16 protein-coding genes are annotated in these 19,404 nt (G+C 64.8%); 9 read left to right on the plus strand and 7 right to left on the minus strand.

All coding sequences use genetic code 11. The annotated features are described in order from the left end of the window. Nucleotide 1 precedes the first annotated feature (1 nt). Nucleotides 2-2,095 (minus strand): hydantoinase/oxoprolinase family protein, encoded by a 2,094-nt coding sequence (locus CK227_RS13760; protein WP_095773333.1) that lies wholly within the window; start codon nt 2,093-2,095, stop codon nt 2-4. Between the two features lie 220 nt (nt 2,096-2,315). Here CK227_RS13760 and CK227_RS13765 point away from each other — a divergent pair, with 220 nt between their 5' ends. The 5 genes from CK227_RS13765 to CK227_RS13785 all read left to right on the plus strand — a co-directional run bounded on the left by CK227_RS13765 (nt 2,316) and on the right by CK227_RS13785 (nt 8,775). Beyond that, a complete protein-coding gene (locus tag CK227_RS13765; protein WP_095773334.1) occupies nt 2,316-3,143 on the plus strand; it encodes a ferredoxin--NADP reductase in 828 nt (275 codons plus the stop codon). A 184-nt stretch (nt 3,144-3,327) separates the two neighbouring features. Beyond that, the gene (gene deoC / locus CK227_RS13770; protein ID WP_010912704.1) at nt 3,328-4,374 is read left to right on the plus strand and encodes a deoxyribose-phosphate aldolase; all 1,047 of its coding nucleotides are present in this window, start codon (nt 3,328-3,330) and stop codon (nt 4,372-4,374) included. 67 nt (nt 4,375-4,441) lie between these two features. After that, nucleotides 4,442-6,814 (plus strand): aldehyde dehydrogenase family protein, encoded by a 2,373-nt coding sequence (locus tag CK227_RS13775; RefSeq protein ID WP_095773335.1) that lies wholly within the window; start codon nt 4,442-4,444, stop codon nt 6,812-6,814. A gap of 191 nt (nt 6,815-7,005) precedes the next feature. Continuing rightward, the gene (locus CK227_RS13780; protein WP_019862384.1) at nt 7,006-7,737 is read left to right on the plus strand and encodes an SDR family oxidoreductase; all 732 of its coding nucleotides are present in this window, start codon (nt 7,006-7,008) and stop codon (nt 7,735-7,737) included. A gap of 192 nt (nt 7,738-7,929) precedes the next feature. Further along, complete coding sequence (locus CK227_RS13785) at nt 7,930-8,775, plus strand: fumarylacetoacetate hydrolase family protein (protein WP_095773336.1); 846 nt, start codon at nt 7,930-7,932, stop codon at nt 8,773-8,775. A gap of 211 nt (nt 8,776-8,986) precedes the next feature. Here the strand turns inward: CK227_RS13785 and CK227_RS13790 are convergent, their stop codons facing one another. The 6 genes from CK227_RS13790 to CK227_RS13815 form a co-directional block, all read right to left on the minus strand. Continuing rightward, nucleotides 8,987-9,985, minus strand: coding sequence for an ABC transporter ATP-binding protein (locus CK227_RS13790; protein WP_095773337.1), 999 nt, complete (start codon nt 9,983-9,985; stop codon nt 8,987-8,989). A gap of 58 nt (nt 9,986-10,043) precedes the next feature. Further along, nucleotides 10,044-11,105 (minus strand): Gfo/Idh/MocA family oxidoreductase, encoded by a 1,062-nt coding sequence (locus tag CK227_RS13795; RefSeq protein ID WP_095773338.1) that lies wholly within the window; start codon nt 11,103-11,105, stop codon nt 10,044-10,046. After that, nucleotides 11,102-11,941 (minus strand): carbohydrate ABC transporter permease, encoded by an 840-nt coding sequence (locus tag CK227_RS13800; protein WP_010912697.1) that lies wholly within the window; start codon nt 11,939-11,941, stop codon nt 11,102-11,104. The genes CK227_RS13795 and CK227_RS13800 overlap by 4 nt, the downstream gene beginning before the upstream one ends. Before the next feature lie 9 nt (nt 11,942-11,950). Beyond that, nucleotides 11,951-12,880 (minus strand): sugar ABC transporter permease, encoded by a 930-nt coding sequence (locus CK227_RS13805; protein WP_095773339.1) that lies wholly within the window; start codon nt 12,878-12,880, stop codon nt 11,951-11,953. Between the two features lie 235 nt (nt 12,881-13,115). Further along, entirely contained in the window at nt 13,116-14,375 is a 1,260-nt protein-coding gene (locus tag CK227_RS13810) for an ABC transporter substrate-binding protein (RefSeq protein WP_010912695.1), read from the minus strand. Nucleotides 14,376-14,377: 2 nt separating this feature from the next. Continuing rightward, nucleotides 14,378-15,337: an N-acetylmuramic acid 6-phosphate etherase gene (locus CK227_RS13815; RefSeq protein ID WP_095773340.1), complete on the minus strand. Its 960-nt coding sequence runs from the start codon at nt 15,335-15,337 to the stop codon at nt 14,378-14,380. A 198-nt stretch (nt 15,338-15,535) separates the two neighbouring features. On the opposite strand from CK227_RS13815, the gene CK227_RS13820 reads away from it, so the two are divergent. Genes CK227_RS13820 through nagA form a run of 4 tightly spaced genes read left to right on the plus strand, consistent with a single transcriptional unit; the run spans nt 15,536 to nt 19,396 of the window. Further along, nucleotides 15,536-16,417 (plus strand): N-acetylglucosamine kinase, encoded by an 882-nt coding sequence (locus CK227_RS13820; RefSeq protein WP_095773341.1) that lies wholly within the window; start codon nt 15,536-15,538, stop codon nt 16,415-16,417. Next, a complete protein-coding gene (locus tag CK227_RS13825; protein ID WP_095773342.1) occupies nt 16,414-17,196 on the plus strand; it encodes a GntR family transcriptional regulator in 783 nt (260 codons plus the stop codon). Before CK227_RS13820 ends, CK227_RS13825 begins: the two co-directional genes overlap by 4 nt. Further along, nucleotides 17,193-18,227 (plus strand): SIS domain-containing protein, encoded by a 1,035-nt coding sequence (locus CK227_RS13830; RefSeq protein ID WP_095773343.1) that lies wholly within the window; start codon nt 17,193-17,195, stop codon nt 18,225-18,227. Before CK227_RS13825 ends, CK227_RS13830 begins: the two co-directional genes overlap by 4 nt. Beyond that, nucleotides 18,224-19,396, plus strand: coding sequence for an N-acetylglucosamine-6-phosphate deacetylase (gene nagA, locus CK227_RS13835; RefSeq protein ID WP_095773344.1), 1,173 nt, complete (start codon nt 18,224-18,226; stop codon nt 19,394-19,396). The genes CK227_RS13830 and nagA overlap by 4 nt, the downstream gene beginning before the upstream one ends. Nucleotides 19,397-19,404 lie beyond the last annotated feature (8 nt).

Consider the following 19,404-nt stretch of genomic DNA (forward strand, 5'->3'; position numbering starts at 1 on the left):
GTCAGGCATCCCAGGCCTCGCCAATGTCGATGATGATGTTGCCGTCGGCGTCCGACCTTGCGCGGTCGCCGGGTTCGAGCACGGTGGTGGCGTCCATCTGTTCGAGGATCGCCGGGCCTTCGATGACGGCATCGAGCGGCAGTTTTTCCCTGATATAGACCGGCGTGTCGTGCCACCGGCCTGCATACCAGACCGGCCGGATCTCGCGCCGCGCCTCGTCCAGCGTCTCGGCGCGCCCGGCCGGGTCGATCAGCCGCGACAGGTCGATCGCCGGGCGCACGCCGGTGACCGAGGTGTTGAGGTTGACGAGGTTGGCGCGGATTTCCGGCAGCTCGACCTTGAAGCGGGCAAAATAGGCCTTTTCGAACAGGGCCTGCAGCTCCTGCCGGGTCACGGACGAGGACGGCAGCGGCACGTTGATGATATGGGTCTGCCCGACGAACTGCATGTCGGCGGAGTGGGTGACGCGGATCGTCTCCGGCTTCACCGCTTCCTTGCCGATCAGCTCCTCGCCTTCGTTTCGGTGCCGTTCCAATACTTGATGAAGCTGACTTTCGTCCAGAACCGCGACCGGCTGGTTGATGGTGTTGACGAAGTCATGGCGCAGATCGGCAACGACGCAGCCGAGCGCGTTGGTGATGCCGGGGCGCGCCGGCACCAGCACACGGGGCAGGCCGAGTTCGCGCGCCAGCGCCGTCGCATGCAGCGGCCCGGCGCCGCCGAAGGCAAACAGCGCGAAATCGCGCGGGTCATGGCCGCGCGACACCGAGACCATGCGGATGGCGCCGGCCATCTTCATGTTGCCGAGCCTGAGCACCGCACCCGCCGCCTCGACACCGGACAGGCCGGTCGCCTTGCCGATCTTGTCCTCGAAAATGCCGGTGACGCGCTCCACGGTGACCGGGTTTTCGACGGCCAGCAGCTTCTTCGGCGCCAGCCGGCCAAGCACCAGATTGGCGTCGGTGATGGTAGGCTCGAGGCCGCCGCGGCCATAGCAGATCGGCCCGGGATTGGCGCCGGCGCTTTCCGGACCGATCTGGATCAGGCCGGCGGCGTCGACGCGGGCGATCGAGCCGCCGCCGGCGCCGACCGTGTGCACCGCCACCATCGGCACATGGATCGGCATGGCATATTCGATCTCGATCTCGTTGGAGACCGCCGGCTCGGCGTTGCGGATCAGCGCCACGTCGGTCGAGGTGCCGCCCATGTCGTAGGTGACGAGGTTCTCGAAGCCGGCACGCTTGCCCGTATAGGCGGCGGCGATGACGCCCGAGGCCGGGCCGGACATCACTGTCTTGGCCGATTCACGTGTGACGAAGCGGGCCGAGATCATGCCGCCATTGCCGTTCATGATCAGGAAGTCGCGGGCATAGCCTTTGGCGGCCAATTCCTTGCGCAGCCGCTCGACATAGCGCTCGAGAATAGGCTGCACGGAGGCGTTGACGGAAGCCGTCACCCCACGCTCGAATTCGCGCGCTTCCGACAGCAGCGCGTGGCCCGTGGTGATGTAGCCGTTCGGCCAGAGCTCGGCGGCGATCTCGGCGGCGCGCCGCTCGTGCGAAGGGTTGGCGTAGGAATGCAGGAAATGGATGACGAGGGATTCGCAGCCGGCCGCGATCAGCGCCTTCACCGCCTCGCGCATCCCGGCCTCGTCGAGCGGCGTGCGCACCGCGCCGGAAGCCTCGACGCGTTCCGACACTTCGAGCCTGAGATTGCGCGGGATGACGGGAACGAAAGTGCCGGTCATGCCATAGGGTTGCGGCCGCGTGCGCCGGCCAAGCTCGATCACGTCGCGAAAGCCGCGCGTGGTGATCATGCCGGTCTTGGCCAACCGGCGCTCCAGCACTGCATTGGTGGTGGTGGTCGTGCCATGCACGATGAGGTCGATGCCGTCGATCGCAAATCCGGTGGCGCCAAGTGCCGAAACCACGCCGAAGGCCTGGTTGTCGACCGTCGTCGGGGTCTTGGCGATATGCACCTTGCCGCCGTGCTTGCCGTCGATCAGAAGCAGGTCGGTGAAGGTCCCGCCGACATCGATGCCGGCCACGACGCTGCCCAGGGAATCCGGCGGCTGCACCGAAAAATTCTCTTTCATTGTCGAAACCCGAAATGCTGGGACTACGGATATGGCACAGTTTGGAAAGGTGTTTCGCGACGGTATCTTGACGCAAATATCGTTTGTATACTAATAAATTCCGGACACAAGAGCTTACCGCTTTGGAGTGTGCGAGCAGCACGCCGGGACCTGAACGGTCCGGGCGCGCAGGAAAAGGTTTGGCGCCCGCGTCCCCGGCTGGGCCAGAAAGTTGGATTTGATGAACACCACATCCGCCTTCAACACCGCCGGCGCCCGCCCGCTGCAGTTTCCTATACCGGCCAATGTCTATGCCGAAACCGTCGTCTCGGTGAAGCACTACACCGACCGGCTGTTCTCGTTCCGCATCACCCGCCCGCAGTCGCTGCGCTTCCGCTCCGGCGAATTCGTCATGATCGGCCTGCCCAATGCCGAGAAGCCGGTGTTCCGCGCCTATTCGGTGGCAAGCCCGGCCTGGGACGAGGAGCTGGAATTCTTCTCGATCAAGGTGCCGGACGGCCCGCTGACCTCGGAACTGCAGAAGATCCAGGTCGGTGACACCGTCATCATGCGCCAGAAGTCGACCGGCACGCTGGTGATCGACGCGCTGACCCCGGCCAAGCGGCTGTTCATGATCTCGACCGGCACCGGCATCGCGCCCTTCGCCAGCCTGCTGCGCGACCCCGACACCTATGAGAAATTCGACCAGCTGATCCTGACCCATACCTGCCGCGACAATGCCGAACTGACCTATGGCCAGGAATTGGTGGCGGCGCTGGAAAGCGATCCGCTGATCGGCGAACTGACCACCGGGCGCGTCACGCTCTACAATTCGACGACCCGCGAAGAATCGGCCCGCATGGGCCGCATCACCGCGCTGATCGGCTCGGGCAAGTTCTACGCCGATCTCGGTATCGAGAAGCTCAATCCGGAAACGGACCGCATCATGATCTGCGGCTCGATGCATATGCTCAAGGACGTCAAGGAACTAGCCGAAAGCCTCGGCTTCCAGGAAGGCTCGCTCAGCCATCCCGCGACCTTCGTCGTCGAGCGCGCCTTCGTCGGCTGAGGGCCGCACGCCCGGCACCTTAAAACCCGCATTTTGACCATGCGGTCAAAAACTAGCTGCTTTTGCGGCCTTTTTCAGCTATCCCTCGCTTGAGGACTCGTGAAGCGTGGCTTCACGGGCTATCTTGTCGGGAAACGACGCGCACCAAGACATAAGCGCAAGTCGCTGAATGAAAGGGCAGGAGATGAGCAGCACAATCCGCGAAGCCGATCTTGGCACCAAGGTGACGCCGCTGCCGGCCCGCGCCGCCGCCAACACCCCCGTGCCGCTGGACCATCGCATTGCGCGCAATCCGGGCATGAAACTCGACCTCGGCTTCATGGAATCGGTGCGCAGCGTCAACCGCTCGGCACTGGAACGGCGCGTCGCCAGCCTGACCAAGCGGCGCTCGATCAAGGCCGACAACCAGGCGGCCTGGCTGCTGCGCGCCGTCGCCTGCATGGATCTGACGACGCTGAACTCCAACGACACCGAGGAGCGGGTGCGCCGGCTCTGCGCCAAGGCGATCAATCCCTTCCGCCGCGATATCGTCGAAGGCCTCGGCATCGCAGGTGAAACCATCCGGCCGGCTGCCGTCTGCGTCTACCACCCCTTCGTCGCCACGGCCGTCGATGCCGTGCGTGGCACCGGCATCCACGTCGCCGCCGTCTCCACCGCCTTTCCGCATGGCCTGGCACCCCTGTCGACCCGGCTGCAGGAAATCGAGGCTTCGGTGCGCGACGGCGCCGACGAGATCGACGTCGTTATTCCGCGCGGGCTGGTGTTCGGCGCCAAGTGGCGGGAGCTCTACAATGAGATCGTGTCGATGCGTGCTGCCTGCGGCGATGCGCATCTGAAGGTCATTCTGGGCACTGGCGACCTCGCCACTTTGCGCAATGTCATGCTGGCCTCGATGGTGGCGATGATGGCAGGCGCCGATTTCATCAAGACCTCGACCGGCAAGGAAAGCGTCAACGCCACGCTGCCCGTCGGCCTCGCCATGGTGCGCGCCATCAGGGCCTATTTCGAGGAAACCGGCTATCTCATCGGCTTCAAGCCGGCCGGCGGCATATCCACGGCAAAAGCCTCGCTCGACTGGCTGGTGCTGATGAAGGAAGAGCTCGGCCGGCCATGGCTGGAACCGGAACTGTTCCGCTTCGGCGCGTCGAGCCTTTTGACCGACATCGAGCGGCAGCTCGAGCATCATCTGACCGGGCACTATTCGGCCAATCACCGCCACGCAATGGCTTGAGCACCCACCCCGATCGGCCTGGCCGATCGACCCTCCCCGCCAAGGGGAAGGGTGAAGGAGGCACCCCATGAATATTCTCGACCGCTATCACGCCATGGAATACGGACCGGCGCCGGAAGCCCGCAACGAGGCCGATGCGTGGCTTGCCGCGCGCGATTTCGGCAAGGCGCTGTTCATCGACGGCGGCTGGAAAGCCGCTTCCGGCGGCAAGACTTTCGAAACCAGCGAGCCGTCTTCCGGCAAGCTGCTGGCCAAGGTCTCCGACGCCAGTGCCGCCGATATCGACGCGGCGGTTGCGGCCGCCACCAAGGCGCTGCCGAAATGGAGTGCCAGTTCAGGCTACCAGCGCGCCAAGGTGCTTTATGCCATCGGCCGTGTCATGCAGCGGCATCAGCGCCTGTTCGCGGTGCTCGAGTCCATCAACAACGGCAAGCCGATCCGCGAAAGCCGCGACATCGACGTGCCCCTGGCGATCCGCCATTTCATCCATCACGCCGGCTGGGCGCAGGCGCTGGACAAGGATTTTCCCGGGCACAAGGGCGTCGGCGTCGTCGGCCAGATCATCCCTTGGAATTTCCCGCTGCTGATGCTGGCCTGGAAGATCGCGCCGGCACTGGCCGCCGGCTGCACGGTGGTGCTGAAGCCGGCGGAGTTCACGCCGCTCACAGCCATCCTGTTCGCCGAGATCTGCGAGCGTGCCGGCGTACCGAAGGGCGTCGTCAACATCGTGCAGGGTGGACCGGAAGCGGGCGCGGCCATCGTCAACCATCCCGGCATCCAGAAGATCGCCTTCACCGGCTCGTCGGAAGTCGGCAAGATCATCAGGAAGGCCACCGCCGGATCGGGCAAGAAACTGTCGCTGGAGCTCGGCGGCAAATCGGCCTTCATCGTCTTCGAGGATGCCGATCTCGACAGCGCCGTGGAAGGTCTGGTCGACGGCATCTGGTTCAACCAGGGCCAGGTCTGCTGCGCCGGATCGCGGCTCCTGGTGCAGGAAGGCATTGCCGAAGCCCTGATCGCCAAGGTCAAGACGCGGATGAGCCGGCTGCGCGTCGGCAGTCCGCTCGACAAGAACACCGATATCGGCCCGCTGGTCGATCCGACGCAGCTCGACCGCGTCAAGGGTCTGGTCGCCGAAGGCGCGAAGCAGGGCGCCGTCTGCTGGCAGCCGGATGCGGCGCTGCCGGCCACCGGCTACTATCACCTGCCGACACTCGCCACCGGTGTTTCGCCGGCTAACATCCTGGCGCAGGAAGAGGTGTTTGGGCCAGTTCTGGCGACCATGACCTTCCGCAACACCGAGGAAGCGATCGAGCTTGCCAACAACACGCGCTACGGGCTCGCGGCGAGCGTGTGGAGCGAGAATGTAAACCTCGCGCTCCATGTCGCGCCGCAGCTGAAGGCCGGCGTCGTCTGGGTCAACGGCACCAACATGTTCGATGCCGCCTGCGGCTTCGGCGGCTACCGCGAAAGCGGTTTCGGCCGCGAGGGCGGGCGCGAAGGCATGTTCGAATATCTCGCGGCAAATCTGCCGCTCGGACCGGTCATCAAGCCGGCAACGGTCTCCGCGCAGCCGGTCGAGCAGGCTGACGGCGCGGCCATCGACCGCACCGCAAAACTGTTCATCGGCGGCAAGCAGGTGCGGCCGGACGGCAATTATTCGCTGGCTGTCGCCACCGCCAAGGGCAAGCTGGCCGGCGAAGTCGGCTTTGGTAACCGCAAGGATATCCGCGACGCCGTCGCGGCCGCCCGCGCTTGCAAAGGCTGGCCGGAGGCGACCGCCTATAACCGCTCCCAGGTGCTGTATTACCTGGCCGAGAACCTTTCCGGCCGCGCTGGCGAGTTTGCCGCCCGTCTCACCGAACTCACCGGGGCGACACCCAAGGCCGCGCGGGAAGAAGTGGACCAGTCGATTGAGCGGCTGTTCCTCTATGCCGGTCTTGCCGACAAGTTCGAGGGGCGCGTGCACCAGCCGCCGGCCCGCGCGGTGACGCTGGCGCTGCATGAGCCGGTCGGCGTCGTCGGCATCGTCGCACCGGACGCATCACCGCTGCTTGGCTTGATCTCGCTGGTGGCGCCGGCGCTGGCCATGGGCAACACGGTGGTCGCGGTGCCTTCGGAACGCTATCCGCTGCTCGCCACCGATCTCTATCAGGTGATCGAATATTCGGACGTTCCGGCCGGCGCCATCAACATCGTCACCGGCCGCACCGCCGAGCTTGCCGGCGTGCTGGCCAAGCATGACGATGTCGACGGGCTCTGGGTGTTCGCCGATGCCGAGACCTGCGCCAAGGCGGAAGCAGAGTCCATCGGCAACCTCAAGCGCGTCTGGAGCGGCAATGGCCGCGGCCTCGACTGGGCATCCGACGAGGCGGCCGGCGATGCTTTCCTGCGCCGCGCCGTCGAGGTCAAGAATGTCTGGGTGCCTTACGGCGACTGACATTTCCCGGCTGTCGCAATGGTGATCGTGTTCGGGCTTGACGCCCGGACATATGTTCTTTAACGAGAAAAAACATCTTTATCAGTGAACTGGCTGCGACGCAGGCCGCACAATCGAGCCTGACTGGCACATGACGCCTCGGCCGGCCGCCGATAAAGGCAGTTGACACCCAAGCAGGCGAGGAAAAAGGCATGGCGGATCTGGCAGGCAAGGTCGTTGTCATCACGGCGGCGGCGCAAGGCATCGGCAAGGCGAGCGCGCTGGCCTTCGCCAAGACTGGAGCCACCGTCCACGCCACCGACATCAACGAGACGCTTCTCGCCGAACTCGCCAAGACGCCAGGGATCAAAACCCGCAAGCTCGATGTCCTCAACGACGAGGCGGTCAACGCCGCCTTCGCCGAGATCGGCCGCGTCGACGTGCTGTTCAACTGCGCCGGCTTCGTCCATTCCGGCTCGATCCTGGAGATGAAGGATGGCGATCTCGATTTCGCCTTCAACCTCAATGTCCGCGCCATGATCCGCACCATCCGGGCCGTGCTGCCCGGCATGCTGGAGCGCGGCGACGGATCGATCGTCAACATGTCTTCCGTCGCCGGCGCCGGCAAAGGCGTGCCGAACCGCTTTGCCTATGGCGTCACCAAGGCCGCCGTCATCGGCCTGACCAAGGCGATCGCCGCCGACTATGTCGGCAAGGGCATACGCTGCAACGCCATCTGCCCAGGCACCGTCGAGAGCCCGTCGCTGCAGGACCGCATGCACGCGCAAGGCGACTATGAGGCGGCTCGCGCCGCCTTCATCGCCCGCCAGCCGATGGGCCGGCTCGGCACGCCGGAGGAAATCGCCGATCTCGCCGTCTATCTGGCCGGCGCGACCTACACGTCCGGGCAGGCCTATAATATCGACGGCGGCTGGTCGATCTGAGATCGGGTTCCGCTCCAACGTCTGCCGTGGATCGGGAAGTCTGAAAATCCGGCGCGCCGGCCCGCCCAACAGCTGTCCGTGCTTGCCCGGGAAGAGGTCGATGGGTACGGTCCGCCCGGCTCCCTGGGGAGCCATCGCCTCGGCGGAGAGTTTGCAAAAGGCCGCGAGGCCGCAACCAGGAGAAGGATTTAGATGAAACTGCTGCGCTATGGCGAGGCGGGGAGCGAACGCCCCGGCCTGCTCGATGCGGATGGAACGATCCGCGATCTCTCCGCCCATGTCGCCGACATTGCCGGCACCACGCTCCATCCGGCCTCGCTGGAGATGCTGGGCAAGCTCGATCCGAAGTCGCTGCCGGCGGTTTCCGGCAAGCCTCGCCTCGGCGCCTGCGTTGGCGGCACCGGAAAATTCATCTGCATCGGCCTCAACTACTCCGACCACGCCGCCGAAACCGGCGCCACCGTGCCGCCGGAACCGATCATCTTCATGAAAGCAAGCTCGGCCATTGTCGGTCCGGATGATGACGTGCTGATCCCGCGCGGCTCTGAAAAGACCGACTGGGAAGTCGAGCTCGCCGTGGTTATCGGCAGAAAAGCCAAATATGTCAGCGAAGCCGATGCGCTCGACTATGTCGCCGGCTATGCCGTTGCGCATGACGTGTCCGAGCGCGCCTTCCAGGCCGAGCGTCAGGGCCAGTGGACCAAGGGCAAGAGCTGCGACACGTTTGGCCCGACCGGCCCGTGGCTGGTGACCAAGGACGAAGTCGCCGATCCGCAGAACCTGAAGATGTGGCTGACCGTCAACGGCAAGACCATGCAGAACGGCTCGACCAAGACCATGGTCTATGGTGTCAAATATCTGGTGTCCTACCTCAGCCAGTTCATGTCGCTGCACCCCGGCGACATCATTTCGACAGGTACCCCGCCCGGCGTGGGCCTGGGCATGAAGCCACCGGTGTTCCTCAGGGCTGGCGACGTGGTGGAACTGGGCATCGAAGGCCTCGGCCAGCAGAAGCAGACGTTTAGGGCTGACGTGTAGGCGCGGCGGCTCCTGACCTTCTCCCCTTGCGGGAGAAGGTGGCCTCGCGAAGCGAGGTCGGATGAGGGGTGCGCGAAGGATCTTAGGTTTGCAGAAGTAAGCGCCTGAAATCTTTCGATCTTTTCACGCCTCACTCCGCTGGAACACCCCTCATCCGTCTCGGCGCTGCGCGCCGATCCACCTTCTCCCACAAGGGGAGAAGGTCAGGGCGCTACTTTATCGTCTTCCCATCCGCGCCAAACCGATAGGTCTTTGCCGGATCCGGTGTCGCATAGAGCGTCGCGCCTGGCTCCGCGTCATAGACGCCGAAGATGCGCACCGTAATCAGCCCGGCCTTTTCGCAGTCGAGATAAAGATTGGTGTCGGCGCCGAGATGTTCGGCATGCACCACCGTGCCCTTCCAGGCGCCTGACTTCGTGTCGACGGTCAGATGTTCCGGCCGCACGCCGATGGTCTTGGCCGTCTCGCCGAGACGCGCACCCTCGATGAAGTTCATCTTCGGCGAGCCGATGAAGCCGGCGACGAATTCGTTTGCCGGTGAATTGTAGAGCTCCATCGGACCGCCGATCTGCTCGATCCTGCCGGCGTTCAGCACGACGATCTTGTCGGCCAGGGTCATCGCCTCGACCTGGTCGTGGGTGACGTAGATCATCGTTGCCTTCAGCCGGCGGTGCAACTGCGCGATCTCAAGCCGGGTGTTGACGCGCAGTGCTGCGTCGAGATTCGACAAGGGCTCGTCGAAGAGGAAGAGCTTGGGCTCGCGCACCACGGCGCGGCCGATGGCGACGCGCTGGCGCTGGCCGCCGGAGAGTTCGGCCGGGCGCCTTTCGAGATAAGGCTCCAGCGACAGCATGGACGAGGCGATGCCGATGCGGCGGTCGATCTCGGCCGCCGGCGTGCCGGCCTGTTTCAGGCCGAGGCCCATATTGTTCTTCACCGTCAGATGCGGGTAGAGCGCATAGGTCTGGAACACCATGGCGATGCCGCGCTTGGCCGGCGGTGTGGCCGACACATCCGCGCCGTCGATCACCACCCGGCCCGAGGTCGAATCCTCCAGCCCGGCGATGACCCTGAGCAAGGTCGACTTGCCGCAGCCCGACGGGCCGACGAAGACGACGAATTCGCCATCCGTCACTTCGAGGTTGATGCCTTTCAGCACCTCGACGGGCCCAAAGGCCTTCTTCACATTCTCGATCTTCAGCGAGCCCACAGCGGTCCTCCAAATTGATGAGTGAGCGCCAAGGCACCCCCCGATGACAATGCCCCGGTCACAATCGCACCGCCTTTCCGCTGCGCACGCTCTCGTCGGCGGCAAGGCAGACGGCGAGCGATCTCACTGCGTCGTCCATGTGCCTATTGAGGTCGATATCCTCGCGGATCGCCTTCAGCACGAAGGCCTGTTCGAGGTCGCAGAGGTCCTGATGTCCGGGTTCGCCGGCCATGGACAGCATCTCGTCCGCCTTGACGAATTTGCCGTCCGGACCGGTCGCCGCACCGTGCAGGCGGATGGTCGAGGTCTTGGTGTGGGTGTCGATGTCGTCCGACTTCACACCTTCTTTCATGACGATCGACACGCAGCCATTCGGCGAGATGACGTCCTTCACGAAGAAGGCGGTTTCGGAAATCATCGGCCCCCAGCCGGCTTCGTACCAGCCGACCGAACCGTCATCGAACAGCACCTGCAGGTGGCCGTAATTGTACATCGTCGGCGCCACTTCCTGCGTCAGCCGCAGCCCCATGCCGCGCACCTCGACCGGCCTGGCGTCGGTGATCTGCAGCATGACGTCGAGATAGTGGACGCCGCAATCGACGATAGGCGACGTCGTCTGCATCAATTGCTTGTGCGTCTCCCAGGTAGGGCCTGAGGACTGCTGGTTGAGGTTCATGCGGAAGACATAGGGGCCGCCGAGCTTGCGCGCCTCGGCGATCAGCCGGATCCAGGACGGGTGGTGGCGCAAGATATAGCCGATCACCAGTTTTTTGCCGTTGGCCTTGGCGGCCGCGACGACGCGTTTTGCGTCGGCCACCGTCGTTGCCAGCGGCTTCTCGACAAAGACATGGCAGCCGGCCTCGAGCGCTTTCACGGCATAGTCGGCATGGCTGTCGGAATAGGTGGCGACGCAGGCGACATCAGGCTTTTCGTCGCGCAGCGCCTCGTCGAAGGAACGCCTGATGCCATAGGCCGACAGGCCTTCCGGCAGCGGCACGTCGGAGCGGTTGATCAGTGCCGCAATCTCGAAGCCAGGATTGGTGTGATAGGCCAGCGCATGGCTGCGGCCCATATTGCCAAGGCCGGCGACGACGACGCGAAGGGGTGGTTTTGAGCTCACTTGACGGCTCCAGACGTAATGCCGCGGATCAGCTGCCGCGAGAAGATGACGTAGAGGATCAGCACCGGCATGATCGCCAGCGAGAGTGCCGCCAGGATGGCGTTCCAGTTGGTGACGAACTGGCCGAGGAAGAGCTGCGCGCCGAGCGTCACCGTCTTGGTCTCTTCCGAGGGCGCCAGGATCAGCGGAAACCACAGATCGTTCCAGATCGGGATCATGGTGAAGACGGCGACCGTCGCCATCGATGGCCGCACCAGCGGCAGCACCAACCGGAAGAAGATGGTGTATTCCGACAGGCCGTCGATGCGGCCGGCATTCTTCAGGTCGTCGGACACCTGCTTCATGAATTCCGACAGGATGAAGACGGCGAGCGGCAGGCCTTGCGCGGTGTAGACCAGGATGAGTGCGGTCAGCGTGTTGACCAGCCCGCTCGCCACCATCAATTGCAGGATGGCGACGGTGCCGAGCCGGATCGGGATCATGATGCCGAGCGCCAGATAGAGCCCCATCAGCGAATTGCCGCGGAAGCGGTATTCCGACAGTGCGAAGGCCGCCATGGCGCCGAACAAAAGCACGAAGAACAGCGAGGCGACGGTGACGACGAGGCTGTTCTGGAAATAGTGGATGAAGTCGCCCTGGCCGATCACCGTGGTGTAGCCGATCAGGTCGAATGTCTTCGGCGTCGGCGGCGTCAGTGGCGCGCCGAAGATACCGGCGCGGGACTTGAACGAATTCATGATGACCAGGATCACCGGAAACAGCGCGATCGCCGTGTAGGTCAGCAGGATCGCGTGGGCGCCGATGGTGCGGGGCAGCGAACGGGTGGCGGTGCTCATCTCTTGCCCTCAGAACTGGTAGCGACGCAGGCGCGTCTGGACGAGGAAGAGGTAGACACAGACGCCGCCGAGGATGATCAGGAACATCATCGTGGCGATCGCCGCGCCCATGTTGGGGTCGCCGACCTGCAGCTGGAAGCCGAAGAAGGCGCGGTAGAGGAAGGTGCCGAGAATGTCGGTCGAATAGTTCGGCCCGGCGAGCGCGCCCTGTGCGGTGTAGATCAGGTCGAAGGCATTGAAATTGCCGACGAAGGTGAGGATCGAGATGATGCCGATCGACGGCAGGATCAGCGGCAGCTTGATCTTCCAGAACTGCGACATACCGGTGATGCCGTCGCATTCGGCGGCCTCGATCACCTCGTCGGGGATCGACAGGAGTGCTGCGTAGATCAGCATCATCGGGATGCCGACGAACTGCCACACCGAGATCAGGCTGAGCGCGGTCAGCGCGTATTCTTCCTTGCCGAGCCACGGCGTGAACAGGCTTTTCAGGCCGATAAGGTCCAGCATGTGCGGCGCCACGCCCCAGAGCGGCGACAGGATCAGCTTCCAGGCGAAGCCGACGATGACGAAGGACAGGATGGTCGGCACGAAGATCGCCGTACGGTAGAAGGCCGCGAATCTGAGCCTCGGGCTGGACAACAGGGCTGCCAGCATCACGCCGATCGGGTTCTGCACCAGCATATGGATGATGAAGAACCAGACGTTGTTGCGCAGCGCATTCCAGAAATTCACCGACCAGTTGGGGTCGCCGAACAGCGTGCGGAAATTGTCCAGTCCGACAAAGACCTGGTGCTGCTCGATGTTGCGGAACAGCGACAGCTGCAGCGTGCCGGCGAGTGGCAGGATCATGATTGCCGTATAGACGAGCACGGCCGGCGCCAGGAAGATGGCGATGTGCCAGCGAAACGGTCTTTTCGGTCGGATATCTGCGGCCATGAGTTCGGTTCCCGCCGTCTCTCGGTTCCAGACGATGTTGTTGCTAGATGATGCCTCGATGCACGGCCCAGACATCCTTGCCCGGTGCGGCAAGAACAGAGGCCTGCGACTGATCAGCTAGCCTTCCCCAAGACGAGCAAGGGTAAGGCCGCGAGGCGGTGCCGACAATCGCTATCTGAACGGGGTATCCGGAACCGGCCAGGCATGCGCCCGGCCGGTTCCGTTGCCTGAGCTCTTACTTCGCCGGCTTATACCAGCTGTCGAGACCGGTCTGCAGCTTCTTGGCCGCGGCTTCCGGCGTGTCGGTGCCGTTGATGACGTTGGCCGATTCAACCCAGGTCTCGTTTTCGAGGTTCGGCGTGCCGCGCGACAGGATCTGGTAGGTCGAGCGGATCGTCGACTTGCACTTGCCGCGCCAGGAGACGAATTCCTGCGCCAGCGGGTCCGCCATCTTCACCGGCGAGGAGTTCAGGCTGAAGAAGCCCGGCAACGCGTTGGCGTAAATGGTGGCGAAGTCCGGCGAGGCGACCCACGACAGGAAGGTCTTGGCCGCGTCGGCATGCTTGGAGGCTGCATTCAGGCCCATGCCGATATCGGTATGGTCGGAGATGTAGCAAGTGTCGCCGGCCTTCTCGACCGGCGGCGGGAAGGCGCCCATCTTGAACTGGGCCTGGGTGTTGAACAGGCCGATTTCCCACGAGCCGGCCGGGTAGATGGCGGCGCGGCCGAGCGTGAACAGGTTCTGGCTGTCCGGATAGGTCTGCGCCTCGAAGCCGTCGCCGAGATACGGCTTCCACTTGGCCAGTTCCTCATAGGGAGCGACCCAGTCCTTGTCGGTCAGCTTCTGCGTGCCCTTGATCAGCGCCTGACGGCCGTCCTCGCCCTTCCAGTAGTTGGGGCCGATGTTCTGGTAGCCCATGGTCGCGGCTTCCCAGAGGTCCTTGGTGCCCATCGCCATCGGGATGTAGGTGCCGTCGGCCTTGATCTTGTCAAGCGCGGCGAAGAACTCGTCGCGGGTCGTCGGCACCTTGATGCCGAGCTTGTCGAAGGCGTCCTTGTTGTAGATGAAGCCGTGGATGACGGACGCCATCGGCACGCAGAAGCTCGCCTTGCCGTCATCGGTCTGCCAGGCGGACTTCGCGACGGGCGAGAAGTTCTCCATGCCGGGCAGCGCCGAAAGATCGGCGAGGTTGCCCTTCTTGTAGAGTTCAAGCGACTTGTCGAAGGGGCGGCAGGTGATCAGGTCGCCCGCCGAGCCGGCGGCGAGCTTGGCGCCAAGGGCGGCGTCATATTCGGTCGGAGCCGATGGTGCGAACACCACCTTGATGCCGGGATTCTTGGCTTCGAAGGCCGGGATCAGCTTGTCCTTCCAGATGGCAAGGTCGTCGCCGCGCCAGCTTTCGATGTTGAGCGTTACGTCCTCGGCGTGAGCCAACCCGGCCGAGCCGAGAATGCTGGTGCCCAGAAGCAGTGCCGTCAGTAGTTTCGTTGTCATGCTCAGTCTCCCTGTTGACCTTTTTCAGGTTCGGTTTTGATGAGAACGGAGGCAGTGCGCCCCTTGCTCCCCTCGATCGCGGAAAGCGCCGGCCTCAGCCTCTGGCCGGTTCCTTCCAGCAGTTTCTCCGCCGCGTCGGCGCTGTCGGCGCCGGCGGCGAGCAGAATGGCGGTCTTGACCGCGCCGCCGCTCTTTTCGAGCAGCCGGGCGGCTTCGTCCCTGTCGCGCCCGCTGATGGCGGCGACGATGCGCGCGGCGCGGGCGCGCAGCTTGATGTTGTCGGCCAGGAGATTGACCATGTACCCGTCATGGACATGGCCGAGATGGACGGCGGTCAGCGTCGACAGCATGTTGAGCGCGATCTTCTGCGCGGTACCGGCGCCCATGCGCGTCGAGCCGGCGATCACTTCCGGCGGCGTTTCCAAGAGGATGGCGGTTTCGGCCTGGCGCAGCAGGGCCGAGTCCCGATTGTTGGCAATGCCGATGGTGGCTGCACCCTGGCTGGCAGCTTCCTCGATGGCGCGCACTGCATAGGGCGTGGCGCCGCTGGCGGAAAGGGCGATCAGGCAATCGCCCACGCCGATACCGGCATTGGCGACGGCAGCCGCCGCTTCCTCCGTATCATCCTCCGGGCCGCCGGCCAGGGTCCTCAAGGCCTCGTCGCCGCCGGCGATCAAGATGGCGATGCGGTCGCGGCGGATGCCGAAAGTGCCGGGAAGTTCCAGGGCGTCGGCCAGCGCCATCAGGCCGGAACTGCCGGCCGCGGCATAGGCAAGCTTGCCGCCGCCGCTCAACCGGCCGGCGATGATCTCGGCTGCCTTGGCGATGGCGGGGATGGCGTTGCGGACGGCCTTTGCGGCTTCGATCTGCGCATCGGCCAGCGAAACAAGGATGGCTTCCGGAGCCTGGATATCCAGCCCCTCGGCATTCCTGTGAAGCGCTTCGGTGCGCGTTTCAGCCATCCGTGTTCCTCCAATACCAGAACAATACCAAAAAAATACCACTTGTCCACATGCATTAACGAATTCACGGAGAGGAAATCGCTGAGCCGGCGAAATGTGCAGAGTTTTCAATAAAATACGGCTTAATCTTTTTGAAACGGAAATTAACTCTTGGCTATTGGTATTTTATTGGTATTATCCGCCCGGAGGAGAAATCGCGTGAAATTCGTGCTCGGCATCGATGGCGGCGGCACCAGCTGCAGGGCCGCCCTGGCAACAGTTGAAGGTTCGGTCATTGGCCGTGCCAAAAGCGGCGCCGCCAACATCCGCACCGATCTCACCGGCGCGCGCTCGAACATTGTCGACGCCGCGCGGCAGGCTTTCATTGCCGCCGGGCAGGATCCCGAACTCATCCCGCAAACACCGGCCATTCTCGGCCTTGCCGGCGCCAATGTCGGCACCTACCGGCAGCAGCTCGAAGCCATCCTGCCGTTCAGCATCAGCCGTGTCGAGACCGATGCCGAGATCGCGCTCGAAGGGGCCGTCGGCTCCGGTGACGGCGCCATGGCCATCCTCGGCACCGGCACCGCCTATATGGCGCGCAAGCATGGCACGTCGCGCGCCATCGGCGGCTGGGGCTTCCAGGTCGGCGACCAGGGCAGCGGCGCCCGCATCGGCCGCGACCTGCTGGAGCAAACGCTGCTTGCCTATGACGGCGTGCGCGCACGCTCGCCGCTGACCGACGCCATGATGGCGATCTTCCGCAACAATCCCGAGGACGTGGTCGAATTCACCACCAACGCCAAGCCCGGCGATTTCGGCGGCTTCGCGCCCAAAGTGTTCGAGCATGCGCAAAAGGGCGATGCCGTCGCCAACTGGATCGTCGACAAGGCGGTCGGCGATGTCGAGGCCTCGCTGGGCGCACTCGACCTTTCGGATGACGCGCCGCTTTGCCTGCTTGGCGGGCTGGCGCCGCTTTATGCGCCGCGCCTGTCGGCGCGCTACCGCGCACTGCTCAAGCCGCCGCTCGACGACGCGCTGGGCGGCGCGGTGCAGATGGCGGTCCGGCTTTTCGCCAAACCGGTGGAGGCGGCGCGATGAGCGACGCCGCCGACCAGATCTTCGCCACGCTGAGGCAATCCGCGCAAAGCGGCGCGCCGCTCTATCTGCAGCTGCGCAAGAGCATTGAGGACGCCGTCAACCGTGGCCTGATCGGGCCTGGCGATGCGCTGCCCTCCGAGCGCGATATCGCCACCAAGGCCGATATTTCGCGCGTCACCGTGCGCAAGGCGGTGCAGGACCTGGTCAAGGGCGGCATTCTCGTGCAGCGCCACGGCTCCGGCACTTTCGTGGCGCCGCGCATGGAACGCGTCGAGCAATCGCTGTCGCGGCTGACCTCGTTTACCGAAGACATGGCGCGGCGCGGCATGGCGGTGCGTTCGGCATGGCTGGACCGCGGCCTCTATGCGCCCTCGCCCGACGAGATGATGGTGCTTGGCCTGTCGTCGAGCGAGCTGGTGGCGCGCGTGGCGCGCCTGCGCATCGCCAACGACACGCCGCTGGCGATCGAACGCGCCTCGCTGTCGGCCAGCGTGCTGCCCGACCCGGCGGGTATCGGCTCTTCGCTCTATGCCGCGCTGGAATTGACCGGCAACCGGCCGGTGCGGGCGGTGCAGCGCATCTCGGCCGCCAATCTCGGCGACAGCGATGCGCGCCTGCTCGAGGTGCCGCCGGGTATCGCCGGCCTGCATATTGAACGCATTTCCTATCTGGCGAGCGGCAAGGTGATCGAATTCACCCGCTCCATCTACCGGGGCGACGCCTATGATTTCGTCGCCGAACTGCGGCTGACAGGGCCGAGCGAAGAGGGCCGACCATGATCTCCAACATCACCCATATGCAGCGCGAGATCGAGGAGATCCCCGAGGCCGTCGCCCGCCTGCTCGACGGCTCCGGCGCCGTGCTCGCCGAGGCCGGGCGCGGTATCAAGGAGCGCGACCCGCATTTCGTCGTCACCGTGGCGCGCGGCTCGTCCGACCATGCGGCGACCTTCATGAAATATGCCGTGGAGCTGACCGCGGGCCTTGCCGTCGCCTCGGTCGGTCCGTCCATCGCCTCGATCTATGGCCGCAAGCTGAGGCTCGACGGCTCGGCGTGTCTGGCGATCTCGCAGTCGGGCAAGAGCCCCGACATCGTCGCCATGGCTGAAACCGCCCGCGCCGGCGGCGCGCTGACCATCGCCGTCACCAACACCGCCGACTCGCCGCTGGCGCGCGCCTGCGACTATTCGATCGACATTCTTGCCGGACCCGAGCGCAGCGTCGCCGCGACCAAGACTTTCGTCAATTCCGCCGTCGCCGGTCTCGCCTTGATGGCGCATTCCACCGGCGACGAAGCGCTTCTGGCAGCGCTGGCCCGCTTGCCCGAGCATTTCGGCAAGGCGATCGCCTGCGACTGGATGAGCGTGCTGGCCGAAACCATCGAGAAGCAGAAATCGCTGTTCATCCTTGGCCGCGGCCCGTCGGCGGCGATGGCCAACGAGGCGGCGCTGAAGTTCAAGGAAACCTGCGGCATGCATGCCGAGGCCTATAGCGCGGCCGAAGTCATGCATGGCCCGCTGGCGCTGATCGGCCCCGACTTCCCGGTGCTGGCATTGGCCGCGCGCGATGCGTCCGAACCGTCCGTCGCCGAAGCAGCCGACGGCCTGGCGGCCAAGGGAGCGCCGGTGTTCGTCACCTCAACGCTCGCCAACCGCGCGACGCGCCTGCCGCATGTCGCCACCGGTCACCCGCTGACCGATCCGCTGACGCTGATCGTTTCGTTCTACGTGTTCGTCGAGGCCTTCGCGCGCCATCGCGGCCTCGACCCGGACACGCCGCGCAATCTTCGCAAGGTGACGGAGACCGTATGAGCGACCGTTTTGCCCTGACTGGCGCCCGCATTTTCGACGGTGACGACTGGCATGAAGGCCACGCCCTAGTCGTGCGCGACGGCTTGGTCGAGGCTATTTTGCCCTCGGGCGCTATTCCCTCGGATATCCGCGCCGTCGACACCGGCGGCGGCATGCTGGTGCCGGGCTTCGTCGACATCCAGGTCAATGGCGGCGGCGGCGTCATGCTCAACGACCATCCCGATGTGGCCTCGATCGAGACCATCTGCCGGGCGCATGCGCCCTTCGGCACGACGGCGCTCTTGCCGACGCTGATCACCGACACGCCCGCGATCACCGCTTCCGCCATCGCCGCCGGCGCGGCCGCCGCACGGCAAAAGGTGCCGGGATTCCTCGGCCTTCATCTCGAAGGCCCGCATCTGTCGATCGCTCGCAAGGGCGCGCATGATCCGGCGCTGATCCGGCCGATGACGGATGCCGACCAGGCAATGCTGATCGCGGCGCGGCCGAAACTACCGGTGCTGCTCACCACGATCGCGCCGGAATCCGTCGATCCGGCGCGCGTTGCGGCCTTGGTCAAGGCCGGCATCATCGTCAGCCTCGGCCATTCCGACACGGGTTATGCCACGGCAAAAGCCTTTGCCGAGGCCGGTGCCGGCGTGGTCACGCATCTGTTCAACGCGATGAGCCAGATCGGCAACCGCGAGCCCGGCCTCGTCGGCGCGGCCGTCAGCATCGGCACATTGTCAGCCGGGCTGATCGCCGACGGCATCCACGTTCATCCGGCAACCATCCGGATCGCGCTCGACGCCAAACGGGGGCCGGGCAAGATCGTGCTGGTCACCGATGCGATGGCGACGATCGGCACCGACATGACCTCGTTCACGCTCAACGGCCGCACCATCTACCGCAAGGACGGGAGCCTCCGACTTGCCGACGGCACGCTGGCCGGCGCCGATCTCGACATGATCTCGGCTGTGCGGTTCATGCACGATGTCGTCGGTGTCGATCTGTCCGAGGCCTTGCGCATGGCTTCGCTCTATCCGGCGCAGGCGATCGGCCAATCGCACCGGCTTGGCCGCCTGGCCAACGGCACGGCGGCCGACATCGTTGCGCTGTCGGACGATCTTGGCATAGGAAGCGTCTGGATCGGCGGCGACAAGGTGTTCGAGGCCGGCGCTTCACGCTGAAGGCGGGC

Origin of the sequence: Mesorhizobium sp. WSM4308, from assembly GCF_002294905.1 — a bacterium.
Lineage (GTDB): Bacteria > Pseudomonadota > Alphaproteobacteria > Rhizobiales > Rhizobiaceae > Mesorhizobium.